Here is an 18,080-nt window from a genome sequence, read left to right on the forward strand (position 1 = left end):
CTCCCATCCGCCCCGCCCCCTCCTGCTGACGCTCCTGCTGCCCGCCCTCGCGCTCGCCCAGTCAATGGATGACACGCCGCGAAGGCATGAGCCCGTGACGCCCACGCGGCAACGGTCCGCGGTGGGCCGTCCGTCACCGGCCTCCAGGCCACCAGCCCCTCCCCGGATGCATCCGCCCCGGGATGCGCCGTTCCCGCTGGGCGCGCGCCTCGTGGGCGAGTCGGTGGGCGGCGCGCTGATTGGCGCCTCCGGCCTCGCGGTGACCTTCCTCGGAGGCGTCCTCGTGGCGGACCGGGTGTCCTGTGGCTACAGCGAGTGCAGGTCCGGGAGGAACCTCAGCCTCATCAGCGCCTCGCTGGGGATGGGGCTCGGCGCGGCGTCAGGCGTGTACCTGGGAGGCTCGCTGATGGATGCACGCGGCGGCTTCCTGCCCACGCTGCTGGGCGGACTGGTGGGAACGGCCGCGCCATTGGCCGTCGTGGCGCTGTCGGACGAAGCGTCCTGGGCGGCCCTCACCGCCACCTTCGCCGTGCCCGTGGCGACGTCCATCCTCGCGTTCGAGCTGTCCCATGGGGCCCACCAGCGGCGGCGCCAGCAGGAGCGCCCCGTGGTGTTGGTGCCCACGGCGAGCCTGACCCCGGGAGGCGGGGCGCTGGGGCTCGCCGGCCGCTTCTAGACGGCCGAACGCGATGTTCTAGCGACTCCAGGCGGTACGCCTGAGGTCGCCTCGGCGCAGCAGCGGCTGGCGCTGCCGACGACTCAACCAGAACCTATCCTTGCCCTGGGGAAGGAACTCCTCGAATCACGAACCTTGGGGCTTAGACTGAAGCGATGTGGCGTCGTCATCCCCAGCGGCTCGATGCGGGCGAACCCAACGGAGATCCGCTCGGGGCGCCGATGCTGTGGCCCGACGGGCGTCACATCGCCGCGAACGGGCGCGGGCGCATCTTCCTCTGGAGTCTGGCGACCGGTGAGTGCACGCGGGTCCTGAAGACGGACGCCATCTGTCGGAATGGAGAGCCCTGGTTCCGGCTGGCGGGTGAAGCCGAGCTCGGCCGCGTGCTCGAGGCGCACAAGATCCGCGGCCTGGCCGTCTGGGACTCCAAGGACTGGCGACGCGTGCAGACCTTCGAGGGTCACGGAGAGGAGGTCCAGGCCGCCGCGGTCGTCAGCGAGGACCGCGTCGTCTCCATCAGCGCCGACAGCAGCGCGCGGCTGTGGGACGCATGGACGGGCGAGAACCTGCGCACGCTGGAGACCGGACCGCTCTACGCGCTCGCGCATGCGCCCGCCCGGGGCCTCGTCGCCGTGGGCGGAAGCAACGGCGCCGTCCACGTGCTCGAAAGCCTCACGCTCAACGTCCGCGCCCTCTTCCACCTGCGCATGGCCACCGCGCGCCATGAGCCCCTCGGCGCCGAGCGCAAGGAGCAGCTCGGCATCGCGTGGAACCGCCCGTCGAACACCCTCCGGGCGCTGGCTTGGCACCCCGACGGAGAGCACCTCCTCTGCGGGTCCTGGGACTTCGTGGCCCACATGCTCCACAGCCGCACCGGCCGCGTCGTGCGGCAATGGCAGGGCCATACGCACGGGGTGGACTTCGTCGCGGTGGAGCCCGCGCTCGGGCTGCTGTGCACCGGGAGCTCCGATGGCACCGTGCGCATCTGGTCGCTCGACTCCACCGAGTGCCTCGCCGTGCACGACGTCGGCCACGCAGACCTGGGCGGCCTGCTGGTGCACGACCGGACGCTCTACGTGACGTGTCATCGGGAGCTGTTGTCGGTGCCTCTGGACTAAACCAACATTCGTGATTCTCGAACGACCTCGGGATGGTCGCCTGAGCTGGAGAGTCACGAACCTCGGCTCAGGCGCGGAAGTACTGGAGCGACTCCTCGCGCACGAGGCCCTCCTCCACCAGCTTCTCCAGGGTGGCCAGCGCGCTGCGCTCCGCGATGGGGTGCAGCAGCGGCGGCGTGTCCGCGTAGGCCAGGGACACCACCTGCGCCAGCGTGGCGCCGTTGGGCGGCACGGCTTGGAGGATGAGCGCCTCCCGCGCCGCCCGGTGATCCAGGTACTCCTGGAGCTTCGCGGGCCCGTCCGGAATCGGCGAGCCGTGCGCCGGGTACAGCGTGCTCACGGGCCAGTCCCGCAGCCGCGAGAGCTGCGTCAGGTAGTCCCGCATGTGCCCTTCCGGCGGGTCGATGACGATGGTCCCCACGCTGGCCACCATGTCCCCCACCACCGCTGAGCGGCTGCGCTCGTCCACGAGGCACACGTGCCCCTGCGCATGTCCCGGCGTGTGCAGCACGCGCCAGCGCTGCGGCACCTCGCCCGCCAGCGCCAGCACGTCGCCGTCCTCCAGCAGCCGCTCCACCGGGAAGTCCAGCCGGTCCGCCGTGCGCGCGTGGCACCACAGCGGGATGCCCAGGCGCTCCTTCACCGCGCGCGCGCCGCCCACGTGGTCACCATGGTGGTGGGTGAGCACCACCGCCACCGGCCGCAAGCCCTCCGCCTTCAGGCCCGACACCAGCGATAGCAGCTTCGCGTACTGCTTCACGTCCGCGGCGCCCGGGTCCACGATGAGCAGCTCGCCGTTGCCCAGCACATACGCGTTGGTGTGCGCGGCCGGCGGCAGCGTGGGCGTCTCCAGCGCCACCACGCGCACGCCCTGCTGGTACTCGATGCGCTGCGAGACGTAGCCCGGGCAGAACGGAGGCGTCGCCAGGCGCGCCAGGACGTCGGACGCATCCGTGAAGGTGCCCAGCACCTGGAAGGCATGCACCGCGGGTGGGTGCAGCAGCGCCGAGCCATCCCCCCACCGCGCCAGGGCATCCGCGGGCTTCACCCAGGCGCCCTCCGCGAGCTCGCCGGGCCACCACTCCGCGCGCGCGTGGGCGGGCAGCTCCACCAGGTAGAAGCGCGTATCGAAGCGCACGGGCAGCGACGGCGGCGTCACCCACCGGCCCGCGGCGCGGAAGTCCTCCGCGTTCAGCGACAGCCCCTCCGCCTTCAGCAGCGCGCCCCACCCCAGCGCCCCGTCCAGGAGCGCCTTGCGCAGCGACTCCACCTTCGCGGATGACAGCGCCTGTGCGCCGTGAGCCACCAGCACGCCCGTCTCCTCGAAGAGCTCGCGCGCCGCGGCCGAGCGCAGCGCCGCCTCCTCTCCGCTGGCGCCCGCCACCGGCACGTCCGCGTCGGCCGCGTCCAGCTTGCCCCCGGGAAAGGCATAGAAGCCGCCCGCGAAGCGGAGCGCCTTGCCGCGCTTCACCCAGAAGACCTCCACGCCCTCCCCCGCGCGCCGGTACAGCAGCGCCACGGAAGAAGGGCGGGCCTCCACCGGACCGTGGGCCAGCAGGCCCAGGCCCAGGCCCAGACTGGGGAGCCGCTCGCTCATGATTCCACCGCCTGGCCAAGCAGCCGGCCCATCAACGCATGTGCCTTGTCCGCCTGGTCTGGCCGGACGTACAGCCGGACCAGCCGCACCGCGCCGCTGTAGCGTTGATACAGCGGCGTGTAGCGCGCCACCTCCGTCAGCCGGCCGGTGGACGCGTCGATGATGTACAGGCTCGGCCCCCGGCCAGACGGCCCGGAGGTGTACTTGCTGAGCACATTCTGGGATTCGACGACGTAGTGGTCGAACTTGTGGGACACCAGCGCGCTGCGCAGCACGTCCAAATCGTAGCCCGTGTCCCGCTCCGTGAACTGCGCCAGCAGCTTGTAGCCCTGCCGCTGGCTGATGCGCTGGGCCCACGGATTCCTGGAGCGGCGCAGCGTGTACCAGAGCGCCGAATCGTCACAGAGCAGGAACTCCTCCGGATCCGAAGGAATCTCGAACTCGCCGGGCGACTCCTCGTAGTAGCGCCGCAGCATGTAGTCGAAGTTCACCGAGGTGTGGTGCAGGTACACCGACACGAACATGTGATAGCGGCTGAGGAGGAAGTCCTCGAAGGCGAAGGCCGCCGCCCGGCTGAGGGCGAGGTAGGCCCGCCCGTCCTTCATCGCGGGGTTGAGGTTGCTGACAATCCAATCCATGTCGTACCGGCCATAGTTGACCCCTGTGTAGAAGGAGTCGCGCAGCAGGTAGTCCATGCGGTCCGCGTCCAGCTCGCCGGAGACGATGGCGCGCAGCAACGGCGTCCAGTCCACGCCCTGATGCGTGAAGCCCGGGTCCTTTGGCGGCTTCGCGCCCGACACCAGCGCCACCGCCGCCATGGGCGTAATCCCCAGGTCGCCGAAGTGTCTCTCGATGATGGGCGTCAGCGAGCTGTCGAGGAGGATTTTCGCCGTGTAGTCCTCGTGCGTGGCCAGCTCCCCCTCCGCGGTGCCGTCCAGCCACGACGGCAGGCGCAGGAGCGAGCGCTTCGGGGCGATGCGCTCCGAGGCATGCGACAGCGGCATGTGCCCCAGGTCATGGCAGAGGACCGCCAGCCGCACCGCCGCGCAGAAGCGCTCCCGCACCTCCTCCGGCAGCGACGACTGGGCGGCCACCGCGCCGAACACGCGCGAGGCGACATGCATGGCGCCCAGGGAGTGGATGTGCCGCGTGTGCGTGGCCCCGGGAAAGGCCAGGTCCCCGAAGCCCAGCTGCCGGACATAGCGCAGCCGCTGGTAGTGCCGGCTGTCGATGACGGCCTTCTCGGCGTCACTGACCGGGATGGTGCCGTGGATGGGGTCACGGATGCGCATGATTCCCTTTCCATACTCCTGGATACCCCCTCGGGAGGTCATCAAACGTACCGCGAACCTCTCCGGGGGGCAGCCGACCTCACGTGCGGACTGTGATGGCGGCAGGGGACGTGGTAACCCTCCGGCACCACCGAATGCACATCATCCTGCTGCACAACCGCGACCACGACCTCCTCGAGGACGACCCTGGGCGGGAGGCCCGGGAGGATGTGGTCCGTGTCGTCTCCTCCATGGCGGACGCCCTCAACCAGGGTGACACCCTGGCCGAACCGCTCGCCATCGAAGGCGACCGGCTCGACTTCGTGGACACCCTGCGCCGGCGCCAGCCGGACCTGGTCGTCAACCTCTGCGAGTCGTTGGCGGCTGACAGCCGCGGAGAGATGGCCGTCCCCTGCCTGCTGGACGCGCTGGGGCTGGCCTACACGGGCTCGTCCGCGCTGTCCCTGGGCCTGGCGCTGCACAAGCCCAAGGCGAAGGAGGTGCTCACCGCGCGCGGCGTGTCCACCCCGCCCTTCCGCGTGGTGGAGCGACTGGAGGATGCGCTGGCGGTGGACCTGCCCTGGCCGCTCATCGTCAAGCCCGCGCGGGAAGACGCCAGCATGGGCGTGACGGCGGAGTCCGTGGTGCACGAGCGCGCCGCGCTGGTCCGCGCCTGTGACGCGGTGCTCCGCGAGTTTCATCAGCCGGCCCTGGTCGAGCAGTTCATCCCCGGGCGGGAAATCTATGTGCCGCTGCTCGGCAACCAGCCGCGCCAGGCGCTGCCCCTGACGGAAATCGTCTTCGGCCGTACGTTCGAGGACAGGCCCAACATCGTCTCCTACAACGCCAAGTGGGAGGCGGCGTCGGCGGAGTACCGGGACACCACCAGCGGATTGTGCCGGTTGGACGGGAAGCTGGAAGCCCGTTGCGTGCAGGTCGCGCTGGAAGCCTTTGCAGCACTGGACTGTCAGGACTATGGACGGGTCGACCTCCGGGTGTCCCCGGAGGGCGTGCCCTACGTCATCGACATCAACCCCAACTGCGACCTTCATCCGAGCGCGGGGTTCGCCAAGGCCGCCCTGGCCACCGGAATGGACTACCCGGCCCTGGCGTCCCGGCTCGTGGAGGTCGCGCTCGAGAGAGCACATGGACATCCGTCCCATCGAAGAAAAGGACAGGGCGCCAATCGCCGCCCTGATTCGAAAGATCGAAACCTTCTCGCCGCAGGAGGTTGAGGTCGCCACCGAGCTGGCGAACACCACGCTCACGGCGGGCAATACGGACTACGCCATCATCGTCGCGGACCGCGGCGGCGAGCTCGTGGGGTACGTCTGCTACGGCCCCACGCCGATGACGGAGGACACCTATGACTTGTACTGGATTGCGTCCGCACCGGAAGTTCGCGGCCAGGGCGTAGGCGCGGCGCTGGTGGCCGCCATGGAGGGCGATTTGCGCCGCCGCAACGGGCGCCTCATCCGCGTGGAGACGAGCGCCACCGAGGCCTACGGCCCCACGCGCGGCTTCTACGCCTCCATGAAGTACGGCGAGGAGGCCCGCATCCGGGACTTCTACAAGGTGGGGGACGACCTCATCATCCTCACCAAGCGGCTGTAGTCCCCCGCGCCGCCAGGCCGGGCGGGTGAAGACAACGGCCCCTTCCCTCGTTAGAAGGGGCACGATGACTCGCACGCACCGACCGACCTTGTTGGCCCTCGTGTCCCTGTGCGCCCTGCTGGTGGGCGCACCGTCCGCGCTCGCGAGGGCGCCCGCTCCGGCGGCCAAGGCCGCTGCCGCCCAGGCGCCCGTCTCCGACGTGGTGAAGGCCCCCCGCCCCAAGGGCGGCGAGTACTTCGGCCTGTACCTCATGGACAAGAAGGTCGGCTGGCTCTTCACCGACCTGGAGGTCCTCCCGGGCCAGCCCGCGCGGGTGAAGACGACCAACCAGCTCGTCTTCAAGGCCATGGTGGGCTCGCGCGTGTCGGAGCGCATGCATGACGAGGAGCGCATCTACGAGGCGAAGCCTGGTGGGCGCCTGCTGTCCTTCGTCGTGAAGCAGACGGGTGACGGCGGCACGCAGACGCTGGAGGGCACGGCCACCGCGAACGGCGTGCAGGTGGTGCGCAAGCGCCCAGGCCGCCCCGACGAGCCGCTGCCCAGGCTGCCGCCCACGAAGGAGCGGGTGGAGGACGCCGACCCGCCGCGCGTGGCGCTGCTGCGCAAGGCGAAGGTGACGGGCTTCTCGCTGGATGGAATGGACCTGGAGTCCTACGGCCTCTCCACCACCGTGGAGCCCGAGGAGCAGCGGACCATCAACGGCGTGCGGGTGAAGCTGGGCAAGGCCGTCACGGTGTCGGAGAAGGAGAAGGTCCCCGTCGTCTCGTACCTCACCCAGCGCGGGGAGATGGTGCTGGTGGACTACGGCACGACGATGCAGGCCCGGAAGGAGACGGAGGCCGTCGCGAAGCGGCTGGACCTGGTGGAAGTCTTTGGCCTCACCCGCGTGGTGCTGCCCAAGCCGCTGCCCGAGTCCGCGCGCGCCGTGCCCGGCCACGTCACGCTGGTGGTGCAGGGCCTGCCCGCGAAGTTCCAGGAGCAGACGTACCGCCAGCACTTCAAGCCGAAGCCGGACGGCAGCGTGGAGGTGACGCTGTCCGCCGCCGCGCCCAAGGCGCGCAAGCCCCTGCCGCTGAAGGACCCGGAGGGCGGCGAGAATCTCAAGTCCACGCTCGTCGTGGAGAGCGACGCGCCGGCCATCCGCGCGCTGGCGAAGCAGCTCGTGGGGACGGAGAAGGACGCGTACCGCATCGCCCAGAAGGTGAACACCTGGGTGTACTCCAACCTGGAGAAGGACTACGGCGCCAGCGCGGACCGGGCCACGGACGTGCTGAGCCAGAAGAAGGGCGACTGCACGGAGCACTCGCTGCTGTCGGTGGCGCTGCTGCGCGCGGCGGGGGTGCCCGCCCGGCGCGTGGACGGCGTCATCTACATGGTGAACCAGGACGGCGTGCCCGCCCTCTACTGGCACGAGTGGGTGGAGGCCTTCGTGGGCGAGTGGACCCAGTTGGACCCCACCTTCAACCAGGTGGTGGCGGACGCCACGCACTTCGCCTTCGGCAAGGAAGGCAACGCCGAAATCACGCCGCTCATCGGCGCGCTGAAGGTGACGGACGTCAAGTGACGCGGGCCGCGCCGGCCCCTGCTCAGGGGCCGGTGAGCGCCGCCAGCCGCTGGGCGAGCACGTCCGGCTCGGTGACGGGCAGCTCGCAGACGAAGCCCCGGCACAGGTAGGCGGCGCCCCGCCCCTTCACCGGCTCGCGTCCTTCGAAAGTCCCCTGCAACAACGCGGGCACGGGCTGTCCCGGTGCCTTCCAGGCCAGCGCCACGGTGGGCGCGAAGGCACGGTCCACGGCGGCCCGCAGCGACGCCACGTCATCGGACGCGCCCGCGACGGTGACGGACGCCGCGCCCTCCAGCAGCGCGTCCGCCGCCAGGCCCAGGTAGCCGTAGCCCATGGCGTTGCGCATGAGCCCGTCGTGCATCCGCGCCACGTAGCGCTCCGGCAGCTCCAGGTGCCGCTTGTCACCCGTGAGCGCCGCCAGCTCCACCTGCGCCTCCGTCAGCGTGGAGGCGCCGGACGGGAAGGCGTTGTCGAAGAGGCCATACGTCGCCACCACCAGGTCCTTCTGTCCCCGGGGCGCGGTGAGGTACGCCGCCTTCTCCGCGTCCCAGAAGAGGTCCACGGCCCGGCGCACCAGCGCGTCCGCCGCCTCCAGGTACTTCACGTCAAAGGTGGCCTGATAGAGCGCGGTGAGGCCCGAAGCCAGGTCGCCATAGTCCTCCAGGAAGCCGTCGATGCGCGCCTGCCCCTCCTGGTAGGAGCGCGCCAGCCGCGTCCCGTCCCACGCCCTCTCCAGCACGAAGTCCGCGGCGTCCGCCGCCCACCTCGCCCACTCCGGCTTGCCGAAGACCCGCGAGGCCAGCGCGAGCCCGCGAATCATGAGCCCGTTCCAGCCCGACAGCAGCTTGTCGTCCCGGCCGGGCTTCACCCGCCGCTCCCGCACGTCGAAGAGCGTCTGCTTGGCCGCGGCCAGCTCGCGCTCCACGACGTCTTCGGCGACGCCGCGCTCCCGAGCCAGCTCCGACACGGGCACCACCACCTCCAGCACCGTGGCGCCGTGCTCGAAGTTGCCGCCAGGCTTGATGCCGAAGTGGCGCAGCACCAGCTCCGCCCGCGCTTCCGGCAGCGCCGCGCGGACCTCCTCAGGGCGCCAGACGAAGAACTTCCCCTCTTCGCCCTCGCTGTCCGCGTCCTGCGCCGCGTAGAAGCCGCCGCCCGCGTCAGTCATCTCGCGGCGCACGTAGGCCACCGTCTCCTCCACCACCTTGCGCCACAGCGGACGCGGCTCCACCTGCTGCGCCTGCGCGTAGAGGTGCAGGAGCTGCGCGTTGTCGTAGAGCATCTTCTCGAAGTGGGGCACCAGCCACCGCTCGTCCACCGAGTACCGGTGGAAGCCGCCCCCAAGTTGGTCATAGAGGCCGCCCAGGGCCATGCGCTCCAACGTCAGGAACACCGCGTCCTTCAACGGCGCGCCCCCGCCTCTTCGCCACGCGCGCAGCATCAGCGCGAGGTTCATCGGGTTGGGGAACTTGGGCGCGCCGCCGAAGCCCCCGTGGACCGGGTCCACCTGCTTCGCCATGCGCTGACCCATGCCCACCACGTCCGCCGCCGTCAGGACCGCGGGCGCGGCCTCCAGCCCGTAGGTGGCCAGCTCCCCGAGCCCCTCCTCGAACTGGGCCGCCTGCCCCTGCACCTCGTCCTGCTTGTTCTCCCACGCGTCCCGCAGCGCCATCAGCAGCCGGGGGAAGCCCGGACGGCCGTAGCGGTCCTGCGGCGGGAAGTAGGTGCCGCCGTAGAAGGGCTTCAGGTCCGGCGTGAGGAACACCGTGAGGGGCCAGCCGCCGCCCTGCCCCATGAGCTGCACCACGCCTTGATAAAGCTGGTCCAGGTCCGGCCGCTCCTCGCGGTCCACCTTGATGTTGATGAAGCCCTCGTTCATCACCCGGGCCGTCTCGGGCGACTCGAACGACTCGTGCGCCATGACGTGACACCAGTGGCAGGCGGAGTAGCCCACGGACAGGAGGATGGGCTTGTCCTCCGCCTTCGCCTTCGCGAGCGCCTCTGCCCCCCAGGGGAACCAGTCCACGGGGTTGTGCGCGTGTTGGCGCAGATACGGAGAGGGTTCCCGGGCCAGACGATTGGAAGTGTCAGCTGACGGAGGGGGCGTGGCCATCGGGACTCCAGGAAGGGGGATGGCTGTCGAGATACGAACCCGCGTGAGGGCGGGCAAGCCGAAAGCACTGGAGGGATGCTGGCCAACAGCGGGGCGGGCCGGGTAGGTCGCCGCCGTGTCTCCGCCGCCTCCCGCTGTCTCGCGTCCCGCCTCGGCGGGCCTCCGTCTGAAAACCTGCGTGGCGCTGCTCGGCGTGGCGCTGGGGGCGCGGCTCGCCCTGGTGCTGGGCACGGACGTCTACTTCGACACGGCCTATTACTGGCAATGGGCCCGCAAGCTCGACTGGGGCTACTTCGACCACCCGCCCTTGGTGGCGTGGCACATCGCCCTGCTGGGCATCGAAGGCACGGCGATGCTGTGCGGCGTGGGGACGGTGGCCGCCGTGTGGCGACTGGCGCGCGACGTCCACGGTGACGCGGCGACGGCCTGGCGGGCGGCGGCGCTGTGGAGCGTCGTCCCCGCGGGCGCGGTGGCGGGAGTGTGGCCCACGCCCGACTCGCCCCTGCTCCTGTTCTGGTCGCTGGCCCTGTGGGCCCTGTGGCGGGAGCGCTGGGCCCTGGCGGGACTGGTGGGAGGGTGCGCCCTGCTGTCGAAGTACCCGGCCGTGCTGCTGGGCGTGGCGTTCCTCATCACCACGGTGCGGGCGCGGCGCATGCCCTGGGGGGCGTGGCGCACGGCGACGCTGGCGGGCGCCTGCTTCGCGCCGGTGGTGTTCTGGAACGCGGGCCATGACTGGGTGGGCTTCACCTTTCAGCTCAGCCATGGCCTGGGACGCGGCTGGCGCAGCGGTTGGAGCACCTTCGGCGAGTTCCTCGCGGGACAGCTCGCCCTGGGAGGGCCGGTGCTCTTTCCCCTCGCGCTGGTGTACGGCGTGCGCGGTCCGCGCGAGCACTTCCTGCTGCGCATGGCGGCCTGCGTCCCCTTGCTCTTCTTCGGCTACGCGTCGCTGCGCACCCGGGGAGAGGCCAACTGGCCGTCCGCGGCGTACATCGCGGCCTGCGTGGGCGTGGCGGGGATGCGGCCCGTCTGGCAGCGCGCGGCGGCGTTCAGCGGGCTGGCGGTGGTGCTGGTGGTGGGCTCGCACCTGCGGTTCCCCGTGCTCCACTTCCGCCGGGACACGGCGCTGTGGCGGACGCACGGATGGAGCGTGCTGCGCGAGCTGGCCACGCCGCAGCGGCTGTTCCCGGGCCTGTCGCCCGACAACGTCGCCGCCGTGTACGCGCCCAACTACCAACTGGCCTCCCAGGTGGCCTACTACGCGCGGCGGTCCACGAAGACGGGGGCGCCGGCGCGCTTCAGTCAGTACGACCTCTGGTCCGACCCGGACGTGACGCCCGGGCACGACGCGCTGTGGGTGAGCGAGGGCGGGCCACAGCCTCCCGAGGACCTGGTCTCTCGCTTCACCACGCTGGAAGGCCCCGTGGAGCTCTTCGGCGACTTCCGTGGACGCCGGTTGCACACCTTCCAGGTGTGGCGGCTGCGCGCGCGAAGGCCCTGAGCGTCCAGTCCGTCGTCTCCTAGCGCTCGCGACCTGGGCATCTGTTGGAGGCGCGACGCGGGAAGGTCCGAGCGCAACGCGGCCCTAAGCGAGCCGGCGGTGACGCGCCCGGAACAGCGCGTCGTACAGGCCCAGGAAGAGGTGCCCGCCCAGCGTCAGGCCCTGCTCAATCTCAGCGGCCCCGGCCTCCGTCTCGTAGGGCGCATCGAGCTGCCGGTAGAAGCCCTCCGCGTGCTCCTCGTCGAGGTCCGCGTGCGTGGGGTAGTGCACCACCTCGCCGTGCTGGAGCCAGCGCCGCGCGACGATGCCGCGTCCCAGTTCCAGGGAGATGCCGCTGAACAGGTCCTCGATGATGCCGAACACGGCGAGCCCGGTGAGCGGCCCCTCGAACGCGGCGAGGCCGGTGAGCGCCACGTTGAAGGCCCGCACCTCTGGCCACGTCACGTGCTGCTCCACGCGAGCCGCCTCAACGCCCAGGCGGGAGAGGAGCACCTGGAACGTGCGCTCGTGGCCGTGAGCCAGGGTGCCGCGGCCGTGCTCGTCGAAGATGTTCTCCACCAGCGGCAGCCGCTGGCTGGGATGCGGCAGACGGCTGACGAGCATCGCCATGGGCCTGGAGAAGTGCGCCACCGCGGAGAAGAACTGGAGCTGCGTCTCGACGAAGTCCTCCCGCGCGAAGGTGCCGTCCCTCAATGCGCGCAGGTAGGGCGCGTCCAGCGCGTTCCACGCCGCCTTGAGTCCGGCGATGTGCCGCCGCAGCTTCAGATTTCGGACGAGGGGAGGTGCACCCATGCTGGCGCCCTGACGGGAAAGGAGAGGTCCAGAGAATAGACGGTGCACACCGAATCCGGTGCGATGCCCGCCTCACGCAGCCAGTGGACATGGTCCTCCAGCCGCTCGTCGATGCTGAAACAGGTGAGCGCCTCGCCCCCGCGCGCCGCCAATTCCACGCCACAGGTACGAAGGTACTCGCCCCAACCGTGCGTCCAGGCTTCGGGCGGCGCCGCCAGGTGGACCAGGGGCCACGGGCGCCCCGTGGACAGCCGCTGAAGGTCCTTGTCCCCCGCCGTGGTGCACCACCCCGCCCCTTCCAGGGTCCTGGCGGGCGCGGGCCCCAGGCGGAGCCCCACGCCCGTGGGACGCGGAGGCGCACGCCGGGTCTCCAGCGCCTCGAGCCGCGAGGGCGGTACGAAGTAGAGCGCGAGCCGGCTCGCGGGACGCCCCATGCGCAGCGGGTTCCAGCCTCGGGCGATGCGCATCACGTCGCCCCGGGCGCCGCGCATCGCCGCGCCGTAGAGGAAACGAATCCGCCGCAGCGGGGGGATGAGGAAGAGGTGCTTGAGGCCCTGGAGCAGGAGCTTCGTGGCGAGGCCGGAGCCCCGCGCGTGCTTCGCCAGCTTGAGGTCGCAGATGTAGAGCGCGTCCACCTTCCGCGTCCCGTGCCACACCGGACGCAAGACCCCCGTCACGGAGCCGAGCAGGTCGTCGCCACGGAGCGCCAGCAGGAAGTACGCCTCGCCCATGGAGGAGAAGAACGGGTGGTACCCGGGCCCATGGTCGATGAAGAAGTGGTCGGCCCCATCCGCGAGCGGATAGAGGATGTCACGCTCCAGCAGGCGCAGCCGCTCGACATAGGGCCCGATCGTGTCGGGCCGGGCAACGATGAAGCGCACGTCACTCATGGGCTGCCTGGCACGCGGAAGCCGACCTCGATGCGCTCGTAGAACAGGCTCCGGTCCCGGGCGAGCAGCTCCGCGCCGAGCGCGTCATCGAACTCGAAGGCCGGCTGGAAGAAGCGGCGGAGGTCCCGGCGGTTGTTGAGCTGACGGATGAGGACGGCGCAGCCAGGCCGCGCCTCACGCGCGAGCAACCCCGCCCACTCCGCCACGAGCGCGTCCTCCGACCAGTCGAAGATGTTGGAGAGCGAGATGACGTCGAAGCGGTCCAGGCGCGGCACCTCTGGCAGCGAGCCCTGGACGAGCGTCAGCGCCAGCGGGCCTTCGGCCTGGAGATACTCGGGGGCATCCTCACGCAGGTACCCGCCGAGCAGCACGTGCTGGAGGAAGGGATTGCGGTGTGCATCCTCCCGCCGGAGCCCGCGTTCGAAGACCGCCTGGAAATAGCCAGGATACGAGCCGGGCTCGGCATGTTGTGTCGCCGCGGGCCCGAACATGGTGTTCAGCAACGGCGCCGCCAGGGCCAGCTCGAAGGCCACGGGCCAGTAGGGCGAAGCGAACCAGCGGGCACAGGCCTCCCGGCGTTGTGCGGCCGGGGTGGCCAGCGCGAAGAAGGCGGCGAGTTCGTGCGCGGGCGCGACGAACTCCTCGATGAACCGGCGCAGCGTGCGGAAGAGCCCCTCGAACTCGCCGCGCTGATTCAGGGCCGCAGTGTCCTCCGCTTCCACGCTGTAGCGGGCCAGCGGAAGGCGGCCGAGCCCCTCCGCCTTCTCCCGGACGTGCGCGAGCTGACGCGGGTTGAAGTCGAAGCCCACCAGCTCGAGCGCTGGATGGCGCCGCGCCAGGGTGAGGAGCGTGCAGCCTCCCGAGGCCACCGTGAGCACGGCCCGCGCCCGCGTGCGCTCGACGAGCGCCAACTCCAGCGCGGCATCCTCCCGGACCACGGCGAACTTCAAGCGATGGGGCGGCGTCGAAACCAGGACAGGTTCCATGGCATGGTTCTACCTCGGAACCACCATGCCGCTCGCGACAGAATCCCTCACCCCTTCGCAGTTGCGTGAACTGGAGCAGGTCGATGCGCGGCACGTTCCGCGGCTCGCCGTGTTCCTCGTGCTCTACCTGGGCGCGGCGGCGCTGTCCGTGGTGCTCGCGGCGCGGGACGCCACCTGGTCAGTGTGGCTCGCTCGCGCCCCGCTGTACCTCATCGCCGCGGCGTCGCTGCATGGCATCAGCCTGTTCACCCACGAGGCCGTCCACGGTGGCCTCGCGCGGTGGCCCTGGCTGAACCGGCTGGGTGGCATCGCCTGCGCGCTCCCGGTGTTGCAGAACTACGCGGCCTACAAGGTGCTGCACCTGAAGCACCATGCCGACCTGGGCGGAGGGAAGGACCCGGACCACTACGCCAACTACACGGGTCGGCGGTGGCTGGAGCTGCTGATGCATGTGGGCCGGCTGCTGCTGGGGTACCCCGCGTACATCACGATGATTCCCATCCTGGGCTGGCGGCAGGGAACGACCGCCGAGCGGCGATGGGTGCTGTTCGAAGTGGCGCTGGCCGGCGCGGGCCTGACGGCCGCGGTCATCTTCATCCCCGGACAGGTGCTGCTCCATGCCTGGGCGATTCCGATGCTCCTCCTCAACACCCTGGTCAACGTCCGGGGCATGAGCCAGCACACCTTCCTGCCAGAGAGCACGCACCCGGTCCGAGGCTCCCGGACCATCCTGTCGAACCCGGTGACGCGCTTCTTCATGTGCAACGAGAACTACCACCTGGAGCACCACCTGTACCCCCGCGTGCCCTGGTACAACCTGCCCGCGCTGCACCGGACGCTGCGCGCGGACCTCGTCGCGCAGGGGGCCCCCTTCATCCCGTCCTACTTCTCGTTCGTGCGCGGCGTCCTCTCCGGCTCGCTCCTCCGAGGGGCGAAGCCCGCCACGCCGGATGCCTGAGCGGCTGTACCCGCACGAAGTCCTGCTCGCGGCGTTCGGAATCCTCCTCTTGGCGGCGCTGGCGTTCGTCGCGGGAGCCTCCGCGACCGTCACCGTGCAAGCTGCTGGCGGCACGGTGCTGTTCATGGGCAGCGTGGCGCTGCTGGCGCGGCTGGACGCAGTGGCTCATGTCTTCCGGGCCCGGCTGCTGCTCGCCTACCTCGCGACGTTCTTCTTCTATGCCTCCGTGAAGCAGGCCGTCCCCGCGCTGGGGCTCGTGCCCCGTGACGCGTGGCTCCTGTCCGCCGACGTGTTCCTGTTCGGCGTCACCCCGGCCGCGTGGCTCCAGCGGTGGAGCACGCCCGGGGTCAACGAGTTCTTCAGCGCCAGCTATCTGGCGTTCCACGGCTACCTGCACCTCGCCATGGCCTGGGCGCTGGTGGGGCCACGGGCGCGGGCGGAGCGCTTCTTCGTCGATGTCTTCTCCGCCTATGTCCCGGGCATCGCCGGCTACTACCTGATGCCCGCCATCGGCCCCGTGGCAGCCTGGCCGGAGCTGTTCACCGTCCCCGTCGAAGGCGGCTGGTTCACACAACTGAATGCCGTCGTCGTGGCGAGCGGCTCGTCCACCTACGACCTCTTCCCCAGCCTGCACACGTACATCACGCTGGTGCTGCTCGAACACGACCGGCGCCAGCACCCGTGGCGCTTCCGGCTGATGGTGCCCGTCGCCATGGCCATCCTCATGTCCACGCTGGTGCTGCGTTATCACTATGCCGTGGACCTGCTGGCGGGCGCCGCGTGGTTCATGGCGTTCCGCGCCTGCTTCCCCCGGCTCCAGGCGCGTTGGGAGGCGCGGACGACGCTACCGAAGGGCGAAGCGCCGACGGTAGGCGTCGGGTGACAGGCCGGTGCGCGCCTTGAAGCGTCGCCGGAAGGACGTGGTGTCGACGTAGCCAACGGCCTGGGAGATGTCCTCCACCGTGCGCGGCGTCGTCTCCAGGAGGCGCCGTGCGGCCTCGATGCGCAGGCGCTGGACGTACTCCAGCGGAGTGACCCCGGTTGCCTTCTGGAAGCGGCGAAGCAGCGTGCGCGCACCGAGGCTCGCGGCAGCGGCGGCCCCCGACAGACTCACCTCACTCGCGAGATGTGCTTCCAACCACTCCTGGGCCCGCAGCACGGCGGCATCCCCATGCTCGCGCGGAGCGGAGTGGACGGCATAAGGCACCTGGAACCGGCGGCCAGGCTCCACCAGGAGCATCTTCGCGCAGTGCGAAGCCAGCTCCGGCGAGGCGTGCTTCGCCACCAGGTGCAGACACAGGTCCAGGCAGGCGGTGATTCCGCCCGCGGTCAGCACGTCGCCGTGGTCCAGGAGCAGGAGCTCCGGCTTCAGCGCCACGCGCGGGTAACGGGCCGCGAAGTCCCGGGCCAGCCCCCAGTGGGTCGTGGCCTCCCGGCCGTCCAGGAGTCCCGTCTGTGCGAGCAGGAAGGCCCCTGCACAGACGGCCGCCAGCTTCGCGCCCTGGTCGTGTTGCCCCTTCAACCACGCCGAGGTGGCGGGTTCCGCCAGGCAGGCGTCCAGGCTCCCCACAACCGCGGGGATGAGGATGACGTCGAACCGGTCCGTGGGCTCGACTGCTCTGACGGCCGCCAGCTCCAGGCCGTGGAAGATCCGCGTTGGCCCAGTGCGAACGGACACGAGCTCCGCCGAGAACGGCGCGCCTTTGCCCCCATCTCGGCTCAGGAGGTTCGCCATGGCGAATACGTCCAGGGGCCCCGTGACACTCGAGGCCACGCACCCGTCCAGGGCCAGCACCGCGATGCGAATGGACGAGGGCTCACTGGGCATGCGCGTTTGTCGTTTTCAGCCTGGAGATTGTCAATCCGGGCCCTCCCGGCGAAGGCCGGGGCTGGGTATTCGAACGGGCGTCTCGTCACTTCAACCAAGAGGAAGACGTCCATGACCATCCCCCTGAAGCACACCGCGCTGCTGCTCATCGACATCCAGAATGACTATTTCCCGGGAGGGCGGTGCGAACTGGACCACGCCGATGCCGCGGCAACCCAGGCACGGGCTGCCCTGGACTTCTTCCGGGAGCGCGGCCTACCCGTCATCCATGTGCGACACGAGTCGATTCAACCGGGAGCGACGTTCTTCATTCCGGGAACGCCCGGCGCGGAGATTCATCCCCACGTCACGCCGCTTCCCGAGGAAGCGGTGGTGCTCAAGCACTTCCCCAACAGCTTCCAGAAGACGGACCTCCAGGAGCGCCTGGCGGCCCTGGACGTGAAGCACCTGGTGGTCGTGGGAATGATGACGCTCATGTGCGTGGACGCCACGGTGCGTGCGGCGGCGGACCTGGGCTACTCGGTCACCGTCCTTCATGACGCCTGCGCGGCCCGGAGCCTGGAGTTCAACGGCCAGGCCGTCACCGCCCCCCAGGTCCACGCCGCCTTCCTCGCCGCGTTGGGCATGGGTTATGCCCAACTCCTGCCCGCGGCACGGTTCCTCGCCCAGGCAGGAAAGAGCGTTTGAGGCGTCATTCCGGTTCGCGCGTCGCGGCGCTTGTCCGCAGCGCGCCCGGGAGCCGCCACGCCACCACCAGGGTCGCGAGCGTTCCACCCGCGCCCACCACCAGCAGCGTCACCGGCGCGGACGTCGCGTCCAGCAACAATCCCCCGGCGACGTAGGACAGCCCCGCGGCCACGCCAATGGCTCCGTAGAAGTTGCCGAACACCCGGCCCCGCATCCCAGCCGGCACCCAGCGCTGGATGAGCGTGTGGCTGGCCACGTCCATGGCGGCGATGCCCACACCGCGCACGGCCTGCATCGCGAACGCCGCGGAGACGGCCCAGGCCAACCCGGTCAGCAGGTTGCCCACGCTGCTCACCGCGAAGCCCAGCACCAGCATCGTCAGCGGTCCTTCGGGGACGACGAACTCCGCCAACGCCGCGTTCACCTTCAACGCCACGGAGAGCCCCGCCACCTTCGAGTGCAGCCTGGACGGCGCGACCTTCGCCGCC

Annotated in this window: 17 protein-coding genes; 9 read left to right on the top strand and 8 right to left on the bottom strand. The window is 70.4% G+C overall.

Going from position 1 to position 18,080, the window contains the following annotated elements:
- Both HV824_RS29100 and HV824_RS29105 read left to right on the top strand, forming a co-directional pair.
- A partial coding sequence (locus HV824_RS29100; RefSeq protein WP_176424727.1) for a hypothetical protein occupies nucleotides 1-676 on the top strand: 676 nt, incomplete at its 5' end.
- A 155-nt stretch (nucleotides 677-831) separates the two neighbouring features.
- Nucleotides 832-1,794 (top strand): WD40 repeat domain-containing protein, encoded by a 963-nt coding sequence (locus HV824_RS29105; protein ID WP_255208426.1) that lies wholly within the window; start codon nucleotides 832-834, stop codon nucleotides 1,792-1,794.
- Nucleotides 1,795-1,861: 67 nt separating this feature from the next.
- Here HV824_RS29105 and HV824_RS29110 read toward each other — a convergent pair whose 3' ends face one another.
- Nucleotides 1,862-3,391, bottom strand: coding sequence for an MBL fold metallo-hydrolase (locus tag HV824_RS29110; protein ID WP_176424728.1), 1,530 nt, complete (start codon nucleotides 3,389-3,391; stop codon nucleotides 1,862-1,864).
- Nucleotides 3,388-4,683, bottom strand: coding sequence for an HD domain-containing protein (locus HV824_RS29115; protein WP_176420251.1), 1,296 nt, complete (start codon nucleotides 4,681-4,683; stop codon nucleotides 3,388-3,390). The genes HV824_RS29110 and HV824_RS29115 overlap by 4 nt, the downstream gene beginning before the upstream one ends.
- 134 nt (nucleotides 4,684-4,817) lie before the next feature.
- Between HV824_RS29115 and HV824_RS29120 the strand changes: the two genes are divergently transcribed.
- The 3 genes from HV824_RS29120 (at nucleotide 4,818) to HV824_RS29130 (ending at nucleotide 7,840) form a co-directional block, all read left to right on the top strand.
- Nucleotides 4,818-5,897, top strand: a complete 1,080-nt coding sequence (locus tag HV824_RS29120; protein ID WP_176424729.1) for an ATP-grasp domain-containing protein — start codon at nucleotides 4,818-4,820, stop codon at nucleotides 5,895-5,897.
- Nucleotides 5,809-6,276: a GNAT family N-acetyltransferase gene (locus HV824_RS29125; RefSeq protein WP_176424730.1), complete on the top strand. Its 468-nt coding sequence runs from the start codon at nucleotides 5,809-5,811 to the stop codon at nucleotides 6,274-6,276. Before HV824_RS29120 ends, HV824_RS29125 begins: the two co-directional genes overlap by 89 nt.
- Nucleotides 6,277-6,340: 64 nt before the next feature.
- The gene (locus HV824_RS29130) at nucleotides 6,341-7,840 is read left to right on the top strand and encodes a transglutaminase family protein (RefSeq protein WP_176420247.1); all 1,500 of its coding nucleotides are present in this window, start codon (nucleotides 6,341-6,343) and stop codon (nucleotides 7,838-7,840) included.
- 22 nt (nucleotides 7,841-7,862) lie between these two features.
- Here the strand turns inward: HV824_RS29130 and HV824_RS29135 are convergent, their stop codons facing one another.
- Entirely contained in the window at nucleotides 7,863-9,953 is a 2,091-nt protein-coding gene (locus HV824_RS29135) for a thioredoxin domain-containing protein (RefSeq protein ID WP_176424731.1), read from the bottom strand.
- A 178-nt stretch (nucleotides 9,954-10,131) separates the two neighbouring features.
- Between HV824_RS29135 and HV824_RS29140 the strand changes: the two genes are divergently transcribed.
- A complete protein-coding gene (locus HV824_RS29140; protein WP_368738123.1) occupies nucleotides 10,132-11,451 on the top strand; it encodes a glycosyltransferase family 39 protein in 1,320 nt (439 codons plus the stop codon).
- Between the two features lie 84 nt (nucleotides 11,452-11,535).
- On the opposite strand, the gene HV824_RS29145 is transcribed toward HV824_RS29140, so the two are convergent.
- Genes HV824_RS29145 through HV824_RS29155 form a run of 3 tightly spaced genes read right to left on the bottom strand, consistent with a single transcriptional unit; the run spans nucleotide 11,536 to nucleotide 14,119 of the window.
- On the bottom strand, nucleotides 11,536-12,243 hold the full coding sequence (locus HV824_RS29145) for a TenA family transcriptional regulator (protein WP_176420243.1): 708 nt from the start codon (nucleotides 12,241-12,243) through the stop codon (nucleotides 11,536-11,538).
- Complete coding sequence (locus HV824_RS29150) at nucleotides 12,213-13,133, bottom strand: GNAT family N-acetyltransferase (protein ID WP_176424732.1); 921 nt, start codon at nucleotides 13,131-13,133, stop codon at nucleotides 12,213-12,215. Before HV824_RS29150 ends, HV824_RS29145 begins: the two co-directional genes overlap by 31 nt.
- Nucleotides 13,130-14,119: a DUF3419 family protein gene (locus HV824_RS29155; RefSeq protein ID WP_176424733.1), complete on the bottom strand. Its 990-nt coding sequence runs from the start codon at nucleotides 14,117-14,119 to the stop codon at nucleotides 13,130-13,132. Before HV824_RS29155 ends, HV824_RS29150 begins: the two co-directional genes overlap by 4 nt.
- On the opposite strand from HV824_RS29155, the gene HV824_RS29160 reads away from it, so the two are divergent.
- Together HV824_RS29160 and HV824_RS29165 are read left to right on the top strand one after the other, a co-directional pair.
- Entirely contained in the window at nucleotides 14,118-15,077 is a 960-nt protein-coding gene (locus tag HV824_RS29160) for a fatty acid desaturase (protein WP_176424734.1), read from the top strand. The two genes, HV824_RS29155 and HV824_RS29160, sit on opposite strands and share 2 nt — an antisense overlap.
- Nucleotides 15,070-15,960 (top strand): phosphatase PAP2 family protein, encoded by an 891-nt coding sequence (locus HV824_RS29165; RefSeq protein WP_176424735.1) that lies wholly within the window; start codon nucleotides 15,070-15,072, stop codon nucleotides 15,958-15,960. The genes HV824_RS29160 and HV824_RS29165 overlap by 8 nt, the downstream gene beginning before the upstream one ends.
- Here HV824_RS29165 and HV824_RS29170 read toward each other — a convergent pair.
- The gene (locus HV824_RS29170) at nucleotides 15,922-16,905 is read right to left on the bottom strand and encodes a GlxA family transcriptional regulator (RefSeq protein ID WP_176424736.1); all 984 of its coding nucleotides are present in this window, start codon (nucleotides 16,903-16,905) and stop codon (nucleotides 15,922-15,924) included. The two genes, HV824_RS29165 and HV824_RS29170, sit on opposite strands and share 39 nt — an antisense overlap.
- 111 nt (nucleotides 16,906-17,016) lie before the next feature.
- Here HV824_RS29170 and HV824_RS29175 point away from each other — a divergent pair, with 111 nt between their 5' ends.
- Nucleotides 17,017-17,592, top strand: a complete 576-nt coding sequence (locus tag HV824_RS29175; protein WP_176420232.1) for a cysteine hydrolase family protein — start codon at nucleotides 17,017-17,019, stop codon at nucleotides 17,590-17,592.
- A gap of 4 nt (nucleotides 17,593-17,596) precedes the next feature.
- On the opposite strand, the gene HV824_RS29180 is transcribed toward HV824_RS29175, so the two are convergent.
- The coding region (locus HV824_RS29180) for an MFS transporter (RefSeq protein WP_255208427.1) at nucleotides 17,597-18,080 on the bottom strand (484 nt) is incomplete at its 5' end.

It is taken from the genome of Myxococcus sp. AM009 (genome assembly GCF_013372605.1).
Classification (GTDB): Bacteria; Myxococcota; Myxococcia; order Myxococcales; family Myxococcaceae; genus Myxococcus; species Myxococcus vastator.